The 16,944-nt window shown below is 61.9% G+C and carries 11 protein-coding genes; 8 read left to right on the top strand and 3 right to left on the bottom strand.

Features of this window, described 5'->3' with window-relative positions:
* Positions 1-199: 199 nt before the first annotated feature.
* Positions 200-1,660 carry an efflux transporter outer membrane subunit gene (locus tag HU715_RS09270; protein WP_186706708.1) on the top strand — a complete coding sequence of 487 codons (1,461 nt, stop codon included), beginning with the start codon at positions 200-202 and terminating at the stop codon, positions 1,658-1,660.
* Positions 1,661-1,775: 115 nt separating this feature from the next.
* Here the strand turns inward: HU715_RS09270 and HU715_RS09275 are convergent, their stop codons facing one another.
* The gene (locus tag HU715_RS09275) at positions 1,776-2,396 is read right to left on the bottom strand and encodes a TetR/AcrR family transcriptional regulator (RefSeq protein WP_186706707.1); all 621 of its coding nucleotides are present in this window, start codon (positions 2,394-2,396) and stop codon (positions 1,776-1,778) included.
* A 274-nt stretch (positions 2,397-2,670) separates the two neighbouring features.
* On the opposite strand from HU715_RS09275, the gene HU715_RS09280 reads away from it, so the two are divergent.
* The 7 genes from HU715_RS09280 to HU715_RS09310 all read left to right on the top strand — a co-directional run bounded on the left by HU715_RS09280 (position 2,671) and on the right by HU715_RS09310 (position 15,084).
* Positions 2,671-3,435 (top strand): substrate-binding periplasmic protein, encoded by a 765-nt coding sequence (locus tag HU715_RS09280; protein ID WP_186706706.1) that lies wholly within the window; start codon positions 2,671-2,673, stop codon positions 3,433-3,435.
* Positions 3,436-4,321: 886 nt separating this feature from the next.
* On the top strand, positions 4,322-5,575 hold the full coding sequence (gene mexE, locus HU715_RS09285; RefSeq protein ID WP_186709350.1) for a multidrug efflux RND transporter periplasmic adaptor subunit MexE: 1,254 nt from the start codon (positions 4,322-4,324) through the stop codon (positions 5,573-5,575).
* A gap of 15 nt (positions 5,576-5,590) precedes the next feature.
* Positions 5,591-8,770 (top strand): efflux RND transporter permease subunit, encoded by a 3,180-nt coding sequence (locus tag HU715_RS09290; RefSeq protein ID WP_186709351.1) that lies wholly within the window; start codon positions 5,591-5,593, stop codon positions 8,768-8,770.
* Positions 8,767-10,191 (top strand): efflux transporter outer membrane subunit, encoded by a 1,425-nt coding sequence (locus HU715_RS09295; RefSeq protein WP_186709352.1) that lies wholly within the window; start codon positions 8,767-8,769, stop codon positions 10,189-10,191. Before HU715_RS09290 ends, HU715_RS09295 begins: the two co-directional genes overlap by 4 nt.
* 329 nt (positions 10,192-10,520) lie before the next feature.
* Positions 10,521-11,588, top strand: coding sequence for a tetratricopeptide repeat protein (locus tag HU715_RS09300; protein WP_186709353.1), 1,068 nt, complete (start codon positions 10,521-10,523; stop codon positions 11,586-11,588).
* A gap of 326 nt (positions 11,589-11,914) precedes the next feature.
* Positions 11,915-13,417: an ATPase domain-containing protein gene (locus HU715_RS09305; protein ID WP_186709355.1), complete on the top strand. Its 1,503-nt coding sequence runs from the start codon at positions 11,915-11,917 to the stop codon at positions 13,415-13,417.
* Positions 13,414-15,084 carry a response regulator gene (locus HU715_RS09310; RefSeq protein ID WP_186709362.1) on the top strand — a complete coding sequence of 557 codons (1,671 nt, stop codon included), beginning with the start codon at positions 13,414-13,416 and terminating at the stop codon, positions 15,082-15,084. Before HU715_RS09305 ends, HU715_RS09310 begins: the two co-directional genes overlap by 4 nt.
* A gap of 204 nt (positions 15,085-15,288) precedes the next feature.
* Here HU715_RS09310 and HU715_RS09315 read toward each other — a convergent pair whose 3' ends face one another.
* Together HU715_RS09315 and HU715_RS09320 are read right to left on the bottom strand one after the other, a co-directional pair.
* Complete coding sequence (locus tag HU715_RS09315) at positions 15,289-15,666, bottom strand: response regulator (protein WP_186709363.1); 378 nt, start codon at positions 15,664-15,666, stop codon at positions 15,289-15,291.
* On the bottom strand, positions 15,659-16,939 hold the full coding sequence (locus HU715_RS09320; RefSeq protein ID WP_186709364.1) for a hybrid sensor histidine kinase/response regulator: 1,281 nt from the start codon (positions 16,937-16,939) through the stop codon (positions 15,659-15,661). The genes HU715_RS09315 and HU715_RS09320 overlap by 8 nt, the downstream gene beginning before the upstream one ends.
* Between the last annotated feature and the right edge of the window lie 5 nt (positions 16,940-16,944).

The following is a 16,944-nucleotide window of genomic DNA, read 5'->3' on the forward strand; positions in this document are numbered from 1 at the left end:
GGCAAATGAGGACAGAGAGACCGCATTCTCAATCTCGTGACCATTACTGTCAATGGTCACTGCTCGATTCACACCCTAATCAATCTCCCCTGTAACCTTTATTCAGTCACATTACAAAGTTTGCCCCCTGAGTGCTCATTGACAGAAAGTGACCACAATATAATATGGTCACAAATCATCCACGACTCCAGGAATCCCAATGTCGCCCCTACGCCCCGCTGCTTGGTTGGTGAGCTTCAGCATGATGGCAGGCTGCACTGTCGGTCCGGATTATCATCGTCCAGACACTGCGCTCGCCCATCGCTACCTGGGCCAGACCTCTGTCGAACAAAGGACCGCAGCGACGCCGGCCAGCCTGGCCACATGGTGGGAAGGTTTTGCCGATCCAGTGCTCAGCGACCTGATTACCAAGGCGCTCGAGCAGAACCTGGACCTGGCGCAGGCATCGGCCCGTGTCACCCAGGCGCGGGCCGGCCTGGGGGCTGCCAATGCGGCGTTATTGCCCTCTGGAAACATCAACGGCCAGGCTGCGCGCGCGTATCAATCCGTGGAAACGCCACTGGGCCAAGTGCTGGACTCGACACCAGGCTACGATCGCTACGGCAGCGCCTACGAGCTCAACCTGGGCGCCAGTTGGGAAATGGACCTCTTCGGCGGCCTGCGCCGCGGACGCGAAGCGGCGCTGGCCGAGTACCAGGCCAGCGAAGCAGGTGTCACGGCCACACGCCTGGCCGTCGCCGCACAGACTGCCGACCTCTACATCACTGCCCGGGGATTGCAGGCGCGGCTGGACATTGCCAACCGACAAGTCAAGACACAGCAGGACCTGCTGGAGAAAGTCCAACTGCTGTACAGCAAGGGCCTTGCGGCCAGCTATCAGGTTCATCAGGTCGAGGGCACCCTCTCGCAGGTCCAGGCGACGAGGCCCGTGCTGCAAACGGGCCTGGACGCGGCCATGAACGCCCTGGATGTCATGCTCGGCACGCCGCCCGGCACCTATCGCGAGCAGTTGGCAAATGGACGGAGCATCCCTTTGGCGCCACAGATAACGACCATGGGGGCCCCTGCCGATCTATTGCGCCGCCGGCCAGACCTGATCGTGGCCGAGCGTCGTTTGGCTGCCTCCAATGCGCGTATCGGCGAGGCCATCGCCGAGTACTACCCGAAATTTTCCCTTAGCGCGTTGCTGGGCAGTGCCACGGCAGTTTCCGCCGGCAACCTTTTCACCGGTGATGCCAGCCAGGCGGCGGGCGCGCTGGGGCTGCGCTGGAGACTCTTCGACTTTGGCCGCATCAATGCGCAAATCGACCAGGCCAAGGGGCAGGAAGCCGAAGCGCTGGCGGCTTATCGCCAATCCGCACTGCGCGCCACCGAGGACGTCGAGAACGCCTTCTCCGCGCTGGTGAATCGAGAATCCCAGGCGAACACCCTCACCCAAGGCGAAACCTCGCTGACACAGGCCCGCCAATCTTCGTACATTGCTTATCAAAAAGGCACCGCCAGCCTGATCGACGTCCTCAATGCCGACGCCACGCTGCTGCAGGTCTCCGACGCACGGGCGCAAGCACGTACAGAATCGGCACGGGCCGCGGTGGCGGCATTCAGGGCGCTGGGTGGTGGCTGGCAGCCTGCTGAAGGCCAGCCGGTGGCGGTTCGCTGACTGAATCCACCCTCATGACCAACTATGTGATTGGTCACAAAAATGGCGGATCCACTCAAGAGAAAGGCGCAGCCGTAACAGCCGGTACTGATGCGCGGTTACCGTCAGCCAACGCTCACGGCATGAGACTACGCAAGATGAGATTGCAGGTAAGCGTGGGGGCGTCGTCGACGTAATCGAGGTTGTGTTGCAACAGCAAAGGATTGACGAACGGCCGCAGCGCCAGATGGATCGCGTCGACCGTCTCATCCAATGGCGTCTTGCGCTCGAACTCTCCAAGCTCCCGCCCCTCACGCACGATCTGCAGCACGAAGTTCTTGATCCGTGCGTTATAGACTTGCGAACTGGGCCAGCGCTCCGACGCGGAAAACGCCGCAATGTCATAGAGCTTGCGATCATTGAAAAACAGGTTCACACCCGTAGTGATCAGGGCCTTGACCAAGCGGCGAAAACGCTCCGTCGCCGAAAGCCCCTCTTCACTGATGGCCTGCTCCACCGCTGCGACGATTTCGGCCAGGCACTGGCTACAGATGGCCTCGCCAATCGCCTGCTTGGAGTCGAAGAACTTGTAGATGTAGGCCTTGGAGAAACCGATGGCCTTGGCCAGGTCGGACACCGTGGTCTTGCCATAACCGTATTGACTGAAATGCTCATTGGCCGCCGCGACAATCTGGTGGCGAATGTCATGATCGACTGGGCCGCGGGTACTGGGCGAAGGTAGGGATGGCTGGTTCATGGGGGCAGCTTACGCATCCTGAAGATCGTTGACAACTTGTGACCATCCTTGGATATCGTCACAAAGCGCCAGATTAAAGGCTTTTGTCGATGCAATGATCTATACCTTCAGATACACGCAGTCAGGCCAACGCAACAGACTGGCGTGTCCTGATAAAACGACTGTGGCGAACCCACTCGGGGTGCGCCGCATCACATAAAACGGCCTGCAGCACGCTGTTTCCGGCGCCGCCCCGTAGAATGGCGCCCACTTTCCAACGCCTGAAGTATCGACCATGAGCCTGAGCAAACGCGTTTTGAATGTTCCCACCAAGGCGCTATCCAGGCTTTGTCTATTGATACCGTTGCTGGTCGTGCACAACGCCGGCGCTGAAGCCTTGGAAATTGAACTGCACATTCTCGAGGCTCCGCCGCTGACGTTCGTCAACGATCCCAGGGGTTACGGCATCGTGGGCGATGTCGCCGTGGCAGCCATGACCAAGGCTGGCTACACGGTAAAGGTCCATGTGCTTCCCTGGGCCCGGGCACAAAAGCACGTCAGTGAAGAACATGACCACCTGATCGCACCTCTTTCGCGCATCCCCACCCGTGAGGATCGTTTCACCTGGATCGCCTCGATCATGCCCATGGAGCGAGCTTTTTTCAGCCTTGAACGACGGGTGAGCAGCTTCGCCCAGGCCAAGGAAACCTACCGCAAGATCGGCGTCGGCCTGGGCAGTGCACAGGAAGATATCCTGCGCACCGAAGGCTTCAGCGATGAACAGATCTACCCGCTGGCCATTGGCGACAATCCCGCCCAGATGCTGTTGATGGGGCGTATCGATGCCTGGTTCAACGGCGTGCCGGAGAGTCGATACATCTGGCCGAAGGTGTCCAAGCGCAAACTGCTCATGAGCAAGGTCGGCAGCAGCGCCGACCTTTACCTGGCCTGTTCGAAGCAATGCTCGCCAGAAATGGTCGAGCATTTGCGCGAAGCGGTTGAAGCGCTTCGCGCGGATGGGACCGTCAAGCGTGTCCATGACCTGTATCTGCCGCATTAGGCTTGAGTCAAGCTCACCCGGCGGCCATCAATAAGTTTGATCATAAGAAAGCAAAGCCCGCTCGTGGGCAACCCACTCACTCAAGACTTGCCGAAACCAATGTGAGAGCGAGCCTGCTCGCGAAAGCGGTGGGTCCGTTGGCGGTGATGTCGGCTGGACAGCCGTCATCGCGAGCAAGCTCGGCTCCCACAGGGGTTCTCGGGTGTTTCCAAACCTGATGCCGAGCACTCAACCCCGTGGCGAGGGAGCTTGCTCCCGCTGGGGCGCGAAGCGGCCCCAATAAGCTGCATGCGATCTACCTGGCGCTACGCGGTGCTTGGTTTTGGGGCTGCTACGCAGCCCAGCGAGAGCAAGCTCCCTCGCCACAAAGGCAGTTTGGTTGAGGCTACAAAACCCTATGGCCCTCCCACTGGGTTCTCGAGTGACCACAAGGTTTGTGTCCACCGCCAATTTCCGTGTGGGAGCGAGCCTGCTCGCGAAAGCGGTGGGTCCGTTGGCGGTGATGTCGGCTGGACAGCCGTCATCGCGAGCAAGCTCGGCTCCCACAGGGGTTCTCGGGTGTTTCCAGACCTGATGCCGAGCACTCAACCCCGTGGCGAGGGAGCTTGCTCCCGCTGGGGCGCGAAGCGGCCCCAACAAGCTGCATGCGATCTACCTGGCGCTACGCGGTGCTTGGTTTTGGGGCTGCTACGCAGCCCAGCGGGAGCAAGCTCCCTCGCCACGGGCCCATCGGTTCCCAAAAAATGCGGCGCATTACCCGGACTAGAGGTCTCATTGATGGCTTATATCATTCTGAATGATAGTTACCTTTGCTTCATTCGATTCGTTCCGGTGTCTTGCGCCACGCATCATCCGCCCATTCTCAATACATTGGCGGATGCTATCCATGGAACATTCACTTTCAAAACTGCGTTTTCCCCTCGCGCTGCTGGCGGTGCTGGTGATGAGCGCTTGCGGCAAGACTCCCGACACGGCAGCGTCCATGCCGCCGGCCAAAGTCAGTGTGGCCAAGGTCTTGGAGCAGCCTGTCAACGAATGGGATGAATTCACCGGTCGCCTCGAAGCGCCAGAAACCGTTGAGATCCGCCCGCGGGTTTCCGGGCAGATCGACGAAGTGGCCTTCACCGAAGGCGCGTTGGTCAAGAAGGGCGATCTGTTGTTCCAGATCGACCCACGCCCCTTCCAGGCTGAAGTCCGTCGTCTCGAAGCGCAACTGGCCCAGGCCCGCGCCACCGCCACCCGCAGCGAGAATGAAGCCCAACGTGGCGAACGCCTGCGCTTGAGCAATGCCATTTCCGCCGAGCTGGCGGATTCGCGCACCAGCGCCGCCCAGGAAGCCCGTGCCGCCGCCGCAGCCATCCAGGCGCAGTTGGACCTGGCGAAACTGAACCTGAGCTTCACCCGCGTTACCTCGCCCATCAGCGGTCGCGTCAGCCGGGCGGAAATCACCGCCGGCAACCTGGTGACCGCCGATGTCACGCCGCTGACCAGCGTCGTGTCCACCGACAAGGTCTACGCCTACTTCGACGCCGACGAGCGGGTCTTCCTCAAGTACACCCAACTCGCCCGCCAGGGCCAGCGCGGCCAGGCCACGCCGGTCTACATGGGCCTGTCCAACGAGGACGGCAACCCACACCAGGGCCAGATGAACTTCGTCGACAACCAGGTCAACCCACAGACCGGCACCATCCGTGGCCGCGCGGTGTTCGACAACAAGGATGGCACCTACACCCCAGGCCTGTACGCCCGCTTGAAGCTGGTGGGCAGCGGCACCTACGCTGCCGTGCTGATCAACGACGAAGCCGTGGGCACCGACCTGGGCAAGAAATTCGTCTTGGTGATGGACGCCGAAAACAAGCCGGCCTACCGCGCCGTCGAGCTGGGGCCGAAGATCGAAGGCCTGCGCATCGTGCGCAGCGGCCTGAACAAGGACGACACCATCATCGTCAAGGGGCTGCAACGGGCTCGTCCAGGTGCACCGGTCACGCCTGAAACCGTGCCGATGGCCAGCGAAGAAACCATTGCCGCCCTGGCACAACAACGTAAAGCGCTCGAAGCCAGCAACCTGCCCCAAGTCGCGCCCTCCAAGGCGGCGTCAGGCTCGGCAGGCAAACTGGCCGCTGCGACCCCACGCGACTAAGGGACTGAATCCAAGATGAAATTTTCCCAGTTCTTCATTTCGCGGCCGATCTTCGCAGCAGTGCTTTCGCTGCTGATCCTGATCGCCGGCGCCATCTCGCTGTTCCAGCTACCGATCAGCGAATACCCGGAAGTCGTGCCGCCGACCGTGGTCGTACGCGCCAACTTCCCGGGCGCCAACCCCAAGGTCATCGGCGAAACCGTGGCCGCGCCCCTGGAGCAGGCCATTACCGGCGTCGAGAACATGTTGTACATGTCCTCGCAGTCCACCGCTGACGGCAAGATCACCCTGACCATCACATTCGCCCTCGGCACCGACCTGGACAACGCCCAGGTGCAGGTGCAGAACCGCGTCACCCGGACCGAGCCCAAGCTGCCGGAAGAAGTGACCCGGATCGGCATCACGGTGGACAAGGCATCGCCCGACCTGACCATGGTCGTGCACTTGACCTCGCCGGACCAACGCTACGACATGCTCTACCTGTCCAACTACGCCCTGCTCAACATCAAGGATGAGCTGGCGCGCCTGGGCGGCGTGGGTGATGTGCAATTGTTCGGCATGGGCGACTATTCCCTGCGCGTCTGGCTGGATCCGAACAAGACCGCCTCGCGCAACCTGACCGCCACCGACGTGGTCACCGCGATCCGTGAGCAGAACCGTCAAGTGGCGGCCGGTGCCCTGGGTGCGCCGCCGGCGCCGAATGCCCAGGCCTTCCAGCTGTCGATCAACACCCAGGGGCGCCTGGTCAATGAGGAAGAGTTCGAGAACATCATCATTCGTTCCGGCGCCAACGGTGAAATCACTCGCCTGAAGGACATCGCTCGGGTCGAACTGGGCTCCAGCCAGTACGCCTTGCGTTCGCTGCTGGACAACCAACCGGCGGTGGCGATCCCGATCTTCCAGCGTCCCGGCTCTAACGCCATCCAGATCTCCAATGACGTTCGCGAGAAGATGGATGAGCTGAAGAAAGGCTTCCCGGCCGGGATGGACTACAGCATCGTCTATGACCCGACGATCTTCGTCCGCGGCTCCATCGAAGCGGTGGTCCACACCCTGTTCGAAGCATTGATCCTCGTGGTGCTGGTGGTAATCCTGTTCCTGCAGACCTGGCGCGCCTCGATCATTCCGTTGGTGGCGGTGCCGGTTTCGCTGATCGGTACGTTCGCGGTGATGCACCTGTTCGGCTTCTCGTTGAACGCCCTGTCACTGTTCGGCCTGGTCCTGGCGATCGGTATCGTGGTGGACGACGCCATCGTGGTGGTGGAAAACGTCGAGCGAAACATCGAACTGGGCCTCACCCCCGTGGAGGCGACCAAGCGCGCCATGGGCGAAGTGACCGGCCCGATCATCGCCACCGCCCTGGTGCTGTGCGCGGTCTTCGTTCCGGCGGCGTTCATCAGTGGCTTGACCGGTCAGTTCTATAAACAGTTCGCCCTGACCATTGCCATCTCCACGGTGATCTCGGCGATCAACTCCCTGACCCTGTCCCCTGCCCTGGCTGCCGTATTGCTCAAAGGCCATGACGCGCCCAAGGACCGTTTCTCCAAGTTCCTCGACAAGCTCTTCGGCGGCTGGTTGTTCCGTCCATTCAACCGCTTCTTCGAGCGCGCCAGCCATGGCTACGTGGGCACCGTCGCGCGGGTTATCCGCAGCAGCGGCATCGCCCTGGTGCTTTATGCAGGCCTGATGGTGCTGACGTTCTTCGGTTTTTCGACTACCCCGACGGGCTTCGTGCCCGGCCAGGACAAGCAATACCTGGTGGCCTTCGCCCAACTGCCGGACGCCGCGAGCCTGGATCGCACCGAAGATGTGATCAAGCGCATGTCCGACCTGGCGCTCAAGCAACCGGGCGTTCAAAGCGCCGTGGCCTTCCCGGGCCTGTCGATCAACGGTTTCACCAACAGCCCGAACGCCGGCATCGTGTTCGTGACCCTCAAGCCCTTCGATGAGCGCAAGGACCCGAGCATGTCGGCCGGCGCCATCGCCGGTGCCTTGAACGGCAAGTACTCGGAGATCCAGGAAGCCTACATGGCGATCTTCCCGCCGCCGCCGGTACAGGGCCTGGGCACGATCGGTGGTTTCCGCCTGCAGATCGAAGACCGGGGCAACCTGGGCTACGACGAGCTGTACAAAGAAACCATGAACATCATCACCAAGAGCCGCAGCGTGCCGGAACTGGCCGGGTTGTTTACCAGCTACACCGTGAACGTACCCCAGGTCGATGCCGCCATCGACCGTGAAAAAGCCAAGACCCACGGCGTGGCCGTCAGCGACATCTTCGACACCCTGCAGATTTACCTGGGTTCGCTGTATGCCAACGACTTCAACCGCTTCGGCCGTACTTACCAGGTCAACGTCCAGGCCGAGCAGCAGTTCCGTCTCGAGTCGGACCAGATCGGCCAGCTCAAGGTGCGCAACAACCGTGGCGAGATGATCCCGCTGGCGACCTTCATCAAGGTCAGCGACACCTCGGGCCCAGACCGCGTGATGCACTACAACGGCTTTATCACTGCTGAAATCAACGGTGCTGCCGCCCCGGGCTACAGCTCCGGCCAGGCCGAGAAAGCCATCGAGAAACTGCTCAAGGACGAACTGCCCAACGGCATGACGTACGAGTGGACCGACCTGACGTACCAGCAGATCCTCTCGGGCAACACCGCGCTGTTCGTGTTCCCGCTCTGCGTACTGCTGGCGTTCCTGGTGCTCGCGGCACAGTACGAGAGCTGGAGCCTGCCATTGGCGGTGATCCTGATCGTACCGATGACCCTGCTGTCGGCGATTACCGGGGTGATCCTCTCCGGTGGCGACAACAACATCTTTACCCAGATCGGTTTGATCGTACTGGTGGGGCTTGCCTGCAAGAACGCGATTCTGATCGTCGAGTTCGCCAAGGATAAACAGCTCGAAGGCATGAACCCGCTGGCGGCGGTCCTCGAAGCGTGCCGCCTGCGTCTGCGGCCGATCCTGATGACCTCCTTCGCCTTCATCATGGGCGTGGTGCCCCTGGTGTTCTCCAGCGGCGCCGGTGCGGAAATGCGCCATGCCATGGGTGTGGCGGTGTTCTCCGGGATGCTCGGCGTGACCTTCTTCGGCCTGCTGCTCACCCCCGTCTTCTATGTACTGATCCGCAACTTCGTCGAACGCAGCGAGGCCCGCAAGGCGGCCCGGGCTTTGAAACTGGAGGCGCAACAATGAGTTTGAAAGCGTTCGTGCCGAGCTTGCTGGTCCTGGCATTGAGTGCCTGTGCCGTAGGCCCGGACTACAAGGCACCACAAACGGAGGCGGCGAATATCACCACCGCCACCGACGGCGCCGCCGGCCAGAAGAACTTCGACCGCGCCCGTTTCGAAGGCGTCTGGTGGCAGCAGTTCGACGACCCGACCCTCAACGCGTTGGTGACCCGTTCCCTGGACGGCAACCGCGAGTTGCGCGTGGCCTTCGCCCGCTTGCGGGCCGCACGGGCGATTCGCGATGACGCCAGCAATGACGCCATGCCGACCATTACCAGCCGTGCCAGCAGCGAACTGGGCAAAGGCCAGAACCCGATGGGGCAGACTGACGAGCGGGTCAACTCCGAGCGTTACGACCTGGGCCTGGACATGGCCTGGGAGCTGGATTTGTTCGGGCGCATCCAGCGCAACCTGGAAGCCACCGATGCCGATCAACAGGCGATCGAAGCCGATCTCTATCAGTTGCAGGTGACGATGATCGCCGAGCTGGTGGATGCCTATGGTCAACTGCGCGGCGCACAACTGCGGGAAAAGATCGCCCTGGCCAACCTGAAGAACCAGCAGGATTCGCGCAAGATCACCGAAAGCCTGCGTGATGCCGGCGTCGGCGATCAGCTCGACGTGGTCCGTGCCGATGCGCGCCTGGCCTCGGTGGAAGCCAGCGTGCCACAGCTGCAGGCCGAGCAGGCGCGCCAACGCAATCGTATCGCCACGCTGTTGGGCGAACGCCCGGACAAACTCAGCGTGGACCTGGGCCCGAAACAGCTGCCAGCCATCGCCAAGGCCCTACCCATCGGCGACCCGGGTGAACTGCTGCAACGGCGCCCGGACATCCTCAGTGCCGAACGCCAACTGGCCGCCGCCACGGCGCGCATCGGCGTGGCCAAGGCCGACCTGTTCCCACGGGTCAGCTTGAGCGGTTTCCTCGGTTTCACCGCCGGACGCGGTTCGCAGATCGGTTCCTCTGCCGCCAACGCCTGGGCGCTGGGCCCGAGCATTACCTGGGCCGCTTTCGACCTGGGCAGCGTGCGGGCGCGCTTGCGCGGTGCCGACGCCGAGGCGGACGGAGCTCTGGCGAACTACGAACAGCAAGTGCTGCTGGCCCTGGAAGAGTCGGAAAATGCCTTCAGTGACTATGGCAAGCGTCAGCAGCGGCTGATCTCGCTGATCCGCCAGAGCGAATCGAGCCGCGCCGCCGCCGACCTGGCAGAGATTCGCTACCGCGAAGGCACCGTGGATTTCCTCGTGCTGCTCGACGCCCAACGTGAACGCCTGGCGGCCGAAGACACCCAGGCCCAGGCCGAAGTGGACCTGTACCGCGGCATCGTCGCGATCTACAAGGCCCTGGGTGGCGGCTGGCAACCGGAAACCGTCGCCAGCAATTGACCCGCCCGGCTCAACCGAGCTCCTTTGGTTGGCCGCAACCAGCCAAATTTTTGCCCCGCGTCTCATTTGGACGCGGGGCTTTTTTTCGGCTGTTACTAGTCCCGGCCCCTGGGGAGATATTGAACAAGAGGTTCACCGCTGCTCTACTGTGGGAGCGGGCTTGCTCGCGAAAGCGGTGGATCAGCTTGAAGATATGTCGAAGGTGCAGCCGCCTTCGCGAGCAAGCCCGCTCCCACAGGGTTAAATGCGCATAACTCACAAGGTTTGACTCAGGCCGCCACCTGACCGAAGCTTGCGGCATTTCACGCTTCTGGTAATGGATTCCCTGCATGCCCTCGCCTCGCCGCCGCTATCTGCTCCTCAGCCTCTGTGTCCTGTTGTTGATCGGTCTTGTCGCGGTGTGGCTGCGCAGCACCACGCCGCAGATCCCCGAGGCAATCAAGCGTGGCTACAGCGAAGCCTTGGAAAGCGCCCGCAACGGACAGCCGGGGGCGGCGCGGATGCTTTACCAGCAACTGGGACGTCCGGATCTCTCGCCCAAGCGCCGCGTGTGGCTGCACGCCGAACTGCCCAACTACCCCAGCCCCCAAGCCCTGAAACTGGCGGACGCCGACCTGCACAGCGAGTCGCCGGACGTGCGCCGGGCCGCCATTGGCAGCGTCGTCGGGCTGGTCCCGACAGGCCAACGCAGCCTGTTGCTCGGCCCGCTTCTGGACGATGACGACCCGAACGTCCGGTTCGCCGCCGTGAACGCGCTGCTGGGCCTGTCGCCAGATGATCTCGGCTTGTATTTCGGCGCGATGCAGATCGCCATCGACACTTGGGAGCAGATGCTCGAAGACGGCCCGAAAACCGCTGAGTCCCACTACCAACTCGCCCGGCTGCACCTGCACAACGCCGAATTGAAGAAAGCCCAATTGGCCCTTGAGCAGGCCTTGCGCCTGCAACCGGACAACCTGCCGGCGCTGGTCATGCAGATCGAAGTGCTGGACAAACAGGGCCAGGGCGAAGCCGCCCGACAATTACTCGCCCGACAGTTGCAAACCCAGCCAGCGTCGGCTTATCTGCAACATGCGCTGGGCATGTGGCTGCTGCAACACGGCCAGAGCGAGTATGCCGTGCTCGGCCTGGCAAAAGCCGTGGAACTGGAACCCGAAAACCGGCATTACCGCTATGACCTGGCAACCACCCTACATGCTGAACAGGAAGTGGAAGCCGCGCAGAAACAGTTGCAGGAAATCGTCCAGCGCTACCCCGCCGACCGCAAGGCCCGGGTGTTGCTGATCAACTATTGGAAGGAGACCGGCCAGTTGCAGAACGTTCAGATCCTGTTGGCGCAACTGGAACAGCTGAACCCCGATGACCCGGCCCTGCAACAGGGTTTGCAGGCGGACTAGCCGTTAAGTGGAACCTTGGGCAAACACACAATCCGTGGCGAGGGAGCTTGCTCCCGCTGGGCTGCGCAGCAGCCCCAAGACAGGGCCGCTTCGCGACCCAGCGGGAGCAAGCTCCCTCGCCACAGGATGACTGCTCGGCTTCATTTCGCTTAGCTGACTAGCATGGGTCTGTGGGCCGTCGTCGCATACCGAAAAGTTGTGCAGTACCCCGCGTTTTGTCGATGTAAGCGGAACCGCCATCACCGCCAAAGGTCAAGTGTTCAGGCAGTCGATTTCAGGCGTTACCCCGCCTGCTGCCTACTTCCCTAGTCATGAGAGGGCTATTTTTGTCTACATCTAACGAGTTGATCAGTGCAAAAGCCGCCACCGGTATTGAGGGTCTGGACGATATCCTCTCCGGTGGTTTGTCCCGCGGCCATGTGTTCCTGCTCGAAGGGGAACCGGGGACCGGTAAGACCACGGTCGCGCTGCATTTTCTGTTGGCCGGCGCCAAGGCTGGCGAGCGCTCGTTGTACATCACGCTCTCGGAAACCGAGCGTGAACTGCGTCAGGGCGCGGCCTCCCACGGCTGGACCTTGGATGAGAACATTCATATTTTCGAGCTGACCCCGCCCGAAAGCCTGCTCAATGCCGAGCACCAGCAAAGCCTGCTGTATTCCTCGGACCTGGAGCTGGGCGAAGCGACCCGGCAGATCTTCGAAGTGGTCGAACGGTTCAAGCCGACCCGTGTAGTGCTCGACAGCCTGTCGGAGATCCGCCTGCTGGCGCAAAGCTCCCTGCGCTACCGTCGCCAGATCCTGGCGATCAAGCATTATTTCGTGCGCTACGACGCCACGGTCCTGTTGCTCGACGACTTGACCACCGAATCCCTGGACAAAACCGTGCACAGCGTCGCCCACGGCGTGGTGCGCCTGGAAGAACTGACCCCCAACTATGGCGCCGAACGGCGGCGGGTCCGGGTGGTCAAGTATCGCGGGCAGAAATACCGCGGCGGTTTCCATGACTTCACCATCATGGGCGACGGCGTGCACGTGTTCCCGCGCCTGGTGGCCGCCGAACACCGCGGCCAGTACCTGCGCCAACAACTCTCCAGCGGCATCGGCGAAATGGACCTGCTGCTGGGCGGTGGTATCGAGACCGGCTCCAGCACGTTGATCCTGGGGCCAGCGGGAACTGGCAAGTCGCTGATCGCGATGATTTTCGCCGCAGCCGCCGTGCAGCGTGGCGAGAAGGCCGCGCTGTTTATCTTCGATGAAGAGTTGGGCTTGCTGTTCGAGCGCATGAAAAACATCGGCATCGACCTGCAGGCCTTGCAAAAAACCGGCAACCTGCTGATCGAACAGGTGGACGCCGCCGAGCTGTCCCCCGGCGAGTTCTCCCACCGCGTACGTCGCTGCGTCGATGAAGGAGACATCAAGACCGTGGTCATCGACAGCATCAACGGCTACCAGGCGGCGATGCCGGAAGAGAACGCCCTGGTACTGCACATGCATGAATTGCTGCTCTATCTCAACCGCAAGGGCGCGGCGACCTTCATGACCGTCGCCCAGCACGGCCTGGTCGGCGACATGCAGGCCCCGGTGGACATTACTTACCTGGCCGACACGGTGATTCTGTTGCGTTATTTCGAAGCACTGGGCAAGGTTCGCCGGGCCATTTCCATCATCAAGAAACGCACCGGCAGCCACGAGTCGACCATCCGCGAATACCGCATCAGCGGCTCGGGCATGACCATTGGCGAACCACTGGAAGCATTCCAGGGTGTCTTGCGCGGGGTCCCCACCTACATGGGCGAGAGCAACCCGCTGCTCAAGGATGAACACCGGTGACGCTGGCCGAGCCCCTGTCCGAGCGGGCGCTGATTCTCGCGCCGCTGGGACGGGACAGCCAGATTGCCCTGATGATCCTCAATGAAGCCGGTTTTGCCGGCCTCATCTGTCGCCACCTGGGTCATTTATGCGAAGAGCTGGAAAGCGGTGCCGGCCTGCTGGTGATCTCGTCGGAGGCCTTGGTCGGGCCTGACCTGGAAACGCTGTTCCTGCAAATCGAGCAGCAGCCCGCCTGGTCCGACCTGCCCATTGTCTTGCTGACCCATCACGGTGGGCCGGAACAGAACCCGGCGGCGCGGATCGGCATGCAGTTGGGCAACGTGACGTTCCTCGAGCGTCCTTTCCACCCCGTTACGCTGATCAGCTTGGTCACCACCGCCCTGCGCGGGCGTCGAAGGCAGTACGAAGCCCGCGACCGCCTGATCGATCTCAGCAACAGCGAACTGCGCCTGCAAACCACCCTCGAAACCCTCGAACAGCAGGTGGAAGAGCGTACCGCCCAGTTGCGCCACAACGAAGAAGCCCTGCGCCAGTCGCAGAAGATGGAAGCGGTTGGCCAGCTTACCGGCGGCATCGCCCATGACTTCAACAACATGCTCACCGGGATCATCGGCAGCCTCGAGCTGTTGCGCCGTCGCCTGGCCCGGGGCCGTACCGAGGACCTGGACAGTCTGATCGACCTGGGCGTGACCTCGGCCAACCGCGCCGCCGGCCTGACCCATCGCCTGCTGGCGTTCTCCCGGCGGCAATCGCTGGACTCCAAGGCGGTCCAGATGAATACCCTGGTGCTTTCCATGGGCGAACTGCTGCAGCGCAGCCTCAACGAAAGCATTCGCCTGGACATGCAACTGGACGAACAACTCTGGGTCGCCGAAGCCGACCCCAATCAACTGGAAAGCGCCCTGCTCAACCTGGTGCTCAACGCCAGGGATGCCATGCCCAACGGCGGCAACCTGGTGGTGCAGACTCGCAATCGGCACTTGGATGCCGACTTCACCGAGGCCTACCCCAACCTCGCGCCCGGTGACTATGTGGTGCTGAGTGTGCAGGACACCGGTTGCGGCATGCCCGAAGCGGTGATCAGTCGCGCTTTCGATCCGTTCTTCACCACCAAGCCGATCGGCCAGGGCACCGGGCTGGGCCTGTCGATGATTTATGGCTTCAGCAAGCAATCCCGTGGCCATGTGACCATCGACAGCGAAGTCGACATAGGCACCACCGTGAACCTTTACCTGCCACGCTTCGTCGGGGAAGAAATTCACGAGCCCCAGGTTGCCACCCAGCACGCGCCGTATGCGCAGGATGGCGAGACCGTGCTGATCGTCGAGGACGATCCGGCGGTGCGGGTGTTGGTGAGCGCGGTATTAAGCGAATTGGGCTATGCCTTTGTGGAGGCGGCCGACGCCAACGGCGCGTTGCCGATCCTCCAGTCAAGCCAGCGCATCGACCTGCTGATCAGCGACGTTGGCCTGCCCGGCATGAATGGTCGGCAACTGGCGGAGATCGGACGGCAGGTCCGCCCGGACCTGCGGGTGCTGTTCATCACCGGCTACGCCGAGCATGCAGCGGTGCGCGGCGGCTTCCTTGACCCGGGGATGCAGATGATCACCAAGCCGTTCACGTTTGACTTGTTGACGGCGAAGGTGCGGGAAATGATTCAGGTTTGAGGTGATGAGCGCTGTTTGAGCTTGGGCATTACACACAGTGTGGCGAGGGAGCTTGCTCCCGCTGGGGTGCGAAGCAGCCCCCAATAAGGTCGACTCAATGAACCTGACACATCGAGGTGCCGGTTTTTGGGGGCGCTCCGCACCCCAGCGGGAGCAAGCTCCCTCGCCACAGGGGGTCGCCTGATCTGCCGGGATGTCTCCTGCCTACGACAACATCGACTGCATGATGCGTTGCAGTTCATCCAGGTCGAACGGCTTTTCCAGGATTGGTGCCTTGTGGGTAATCGGACTGTCCGTGTCGCGCACTTCCTGCGCGTAGCCACTGATGAAAATCACCTTCAGCTCGGGGCGCAACTTGACTGCGGGTTCGGCAATCTGCACCCCAGAGATACCGCCCGGCAGGCGGAAGTCGGTAATCATCATGTCCAGATGCGGCTTGCTCGCCAGGATCTCGAACGCCTGGGCGCCGCTTTCGGCTTGCAGCACCCGGTATCCCTCGCCCGACAGGTAGGCCGACAGCACCATCAGGATCGACGGGTCATCCTCGACGATCAATACAACATCTTGCGCATCTTCACTCATGAGAAGCCTTTGTTCGATCAATAGCTGCTGATACGACCTTGGGGTCTCTCAGAGGTTGCGTCTGTTCGGCGGTTTTGTCCAAGACAGTTTTCTGCAAGGGCAGGCAAACACGAAACAACGCCCCTTCATTGAGCCGACTGTCCACCGTGATCGTCCCGCCATGGGCCGTGACGATCTGCTCGGAAATGAACAGCCCCAGCCCGAGCCCCGAGGCGGCGGCCTTGGACGATACGCGCTCGAACTGCTGGAAGATACGTTCCTGGTTCTCCTCGCTGATGCCGATGCCGTGGTCCTGGACCTCGATGCAGGCGTGATCGGAGGTCTTGTAGACGCGCACTTCGATCGGCCCCTTGCCGCCGTAGCGCAGCGCATTGGTCAACAGGTTCGAGACCACCTGCTCGATGCGAAACTCGTCCCAAAGCCCCTCCACCGCCGGCTCGACCATGCACGTCAACGAGCACTCGGCCACGGCGATCTGCGGCTGGAAGTTGCGCAGCAGGTTTTCCACCAATGCCGTCAGGTTGAAGCGGGTCGGCCGGATCGACAGCTTGCCGGTACGAATCCGCGACACATCCAGCATGTCCTCGATCAGCCGGATCAGGCTCTTGATCTGGCGCTCGTCGCGCTCGACCATCGCGCGCACCTTGTCCAGGCTGAAGGCGGCGGCATTGTCCCGGGCCAGGTGCATCTTGCGCAGTTGGGTCTCGAGGATGAGGCCATTGAGGGGCGTGCGCACCTCGTGGGCGACGATGGACATGAAATCGTCTCGCATGCGCACCGCCTGTTCCAGCTCGCCACGGGTGGCCTCGAGCTGCTGCAACAGGACCTCCTGCTCGCGACGACTCTGTTCGAGGGCCACGACTTGTTCCTTCATGGCCTTTCGTTGGCGATACAGCTCGACGAACACATTGACCTTGCTCTTGACGGCCTGGGTGTCCAGCGGCTTGTGCAGGAAGTCCACCGCGCCATTTTCATAACCGGTGAAGGCATAGTTGCGCTCACGCCCGGCGGCGCTGACGAAAATGATCGGGATGCTGCGGGTCTTTTCCGTGCCGCGCATCAGCTCGGCCAGCCCGAAACCGTTCATCTCCGGCATCTGCACATCGATGATGGCCAGGGCGAAGTCGTGTTGCAGCAGCAGGGACAGTGCTTCGTCCGCCGACAGGGCCTTGAAGACCTCGCGATCGTCTCCCCTGATCAATGCTTCCAGGGCCAACAGATTCTCAGGCAGATCGTCGACGATCAGCAGTTTGGCTTGAATATCTCTTGGCATGTGGT

The organism is Pseudomonas zanjanensis, from assembly GCF_014268745.2.
Lineage (GTDB): Bacteria > Pseudomonadota > Gammaproteobacteria > Pseudomonadales > Pseudomonadaceae > Aquipseudomonas > Aquipseudomonas zanjanensis.

Bases quoted from the DNA above. Each gene is read 5' to 3' on its own strand.
- mexE (WP_186709350.1), top strand. From the start codon at position 4,322: ATGGAACATTCACTTTCAAAACTGCGTTTTCCCCTCGCGCTGCTGGCG.
- HU715_RS09320 (WP_186709364.1), bottom strand. From the start codon at position 16,939: ATGCCAAGAGATATTCAAGCCAAACTGCTGATCGTCGACGATCTGCCT.
- HU715_RS09295 (WP_186709352.1), top strand. From the start codon at position 8,767: ATGAGTTTGAAAGCGTTCGTGCCGAGCTTGCTGGTCCTGGCATTGAGT.
- HU715_RS09270 (WP_186706708.1), top strand. From the start codon at position 200: ATGTCGCCCCTACGCCCCGCTGCTTGGTTGGTGAGCTTCAGCATGATG.
- HU715_RS09275 (WP_186706707.1), bottom strand. From the start codon at position 2,396: ATGAACCAGCCATCCCTACCTTCGCCCAGTACCCGCGGCCCAGTCGAT.
- HU715_RS09290 (WP_186709351.1), top strand. From the start codon at position 5,591: ATGAAATTTTCCCAGTTCTTCATTTCGCGGCCGATCTTCGCAGCAGTG.
- HU715_RS09315 (WP_186709363.1), bottom strand. From the start codon at position 15,666: ATGAGTGAAGATGCGCAAGATGTTGTATTGATCGTCGAGGATGACCCG.
- HU715_RS09300 (WP_186709353.1), top strand. From the start codon at position 10,521: ATGCCCTCGCCTCGCCGCCGCTATCTGCTCCTCAGCCTCTGTGTCCTG.
- HU715_RS09280 (WP_186706706.1), top strand. From the start codon at position 2,671: ATGAGCCTGAGCAAACGCGTTTTGAATGTTCCCACCAAGGCGCTATCC.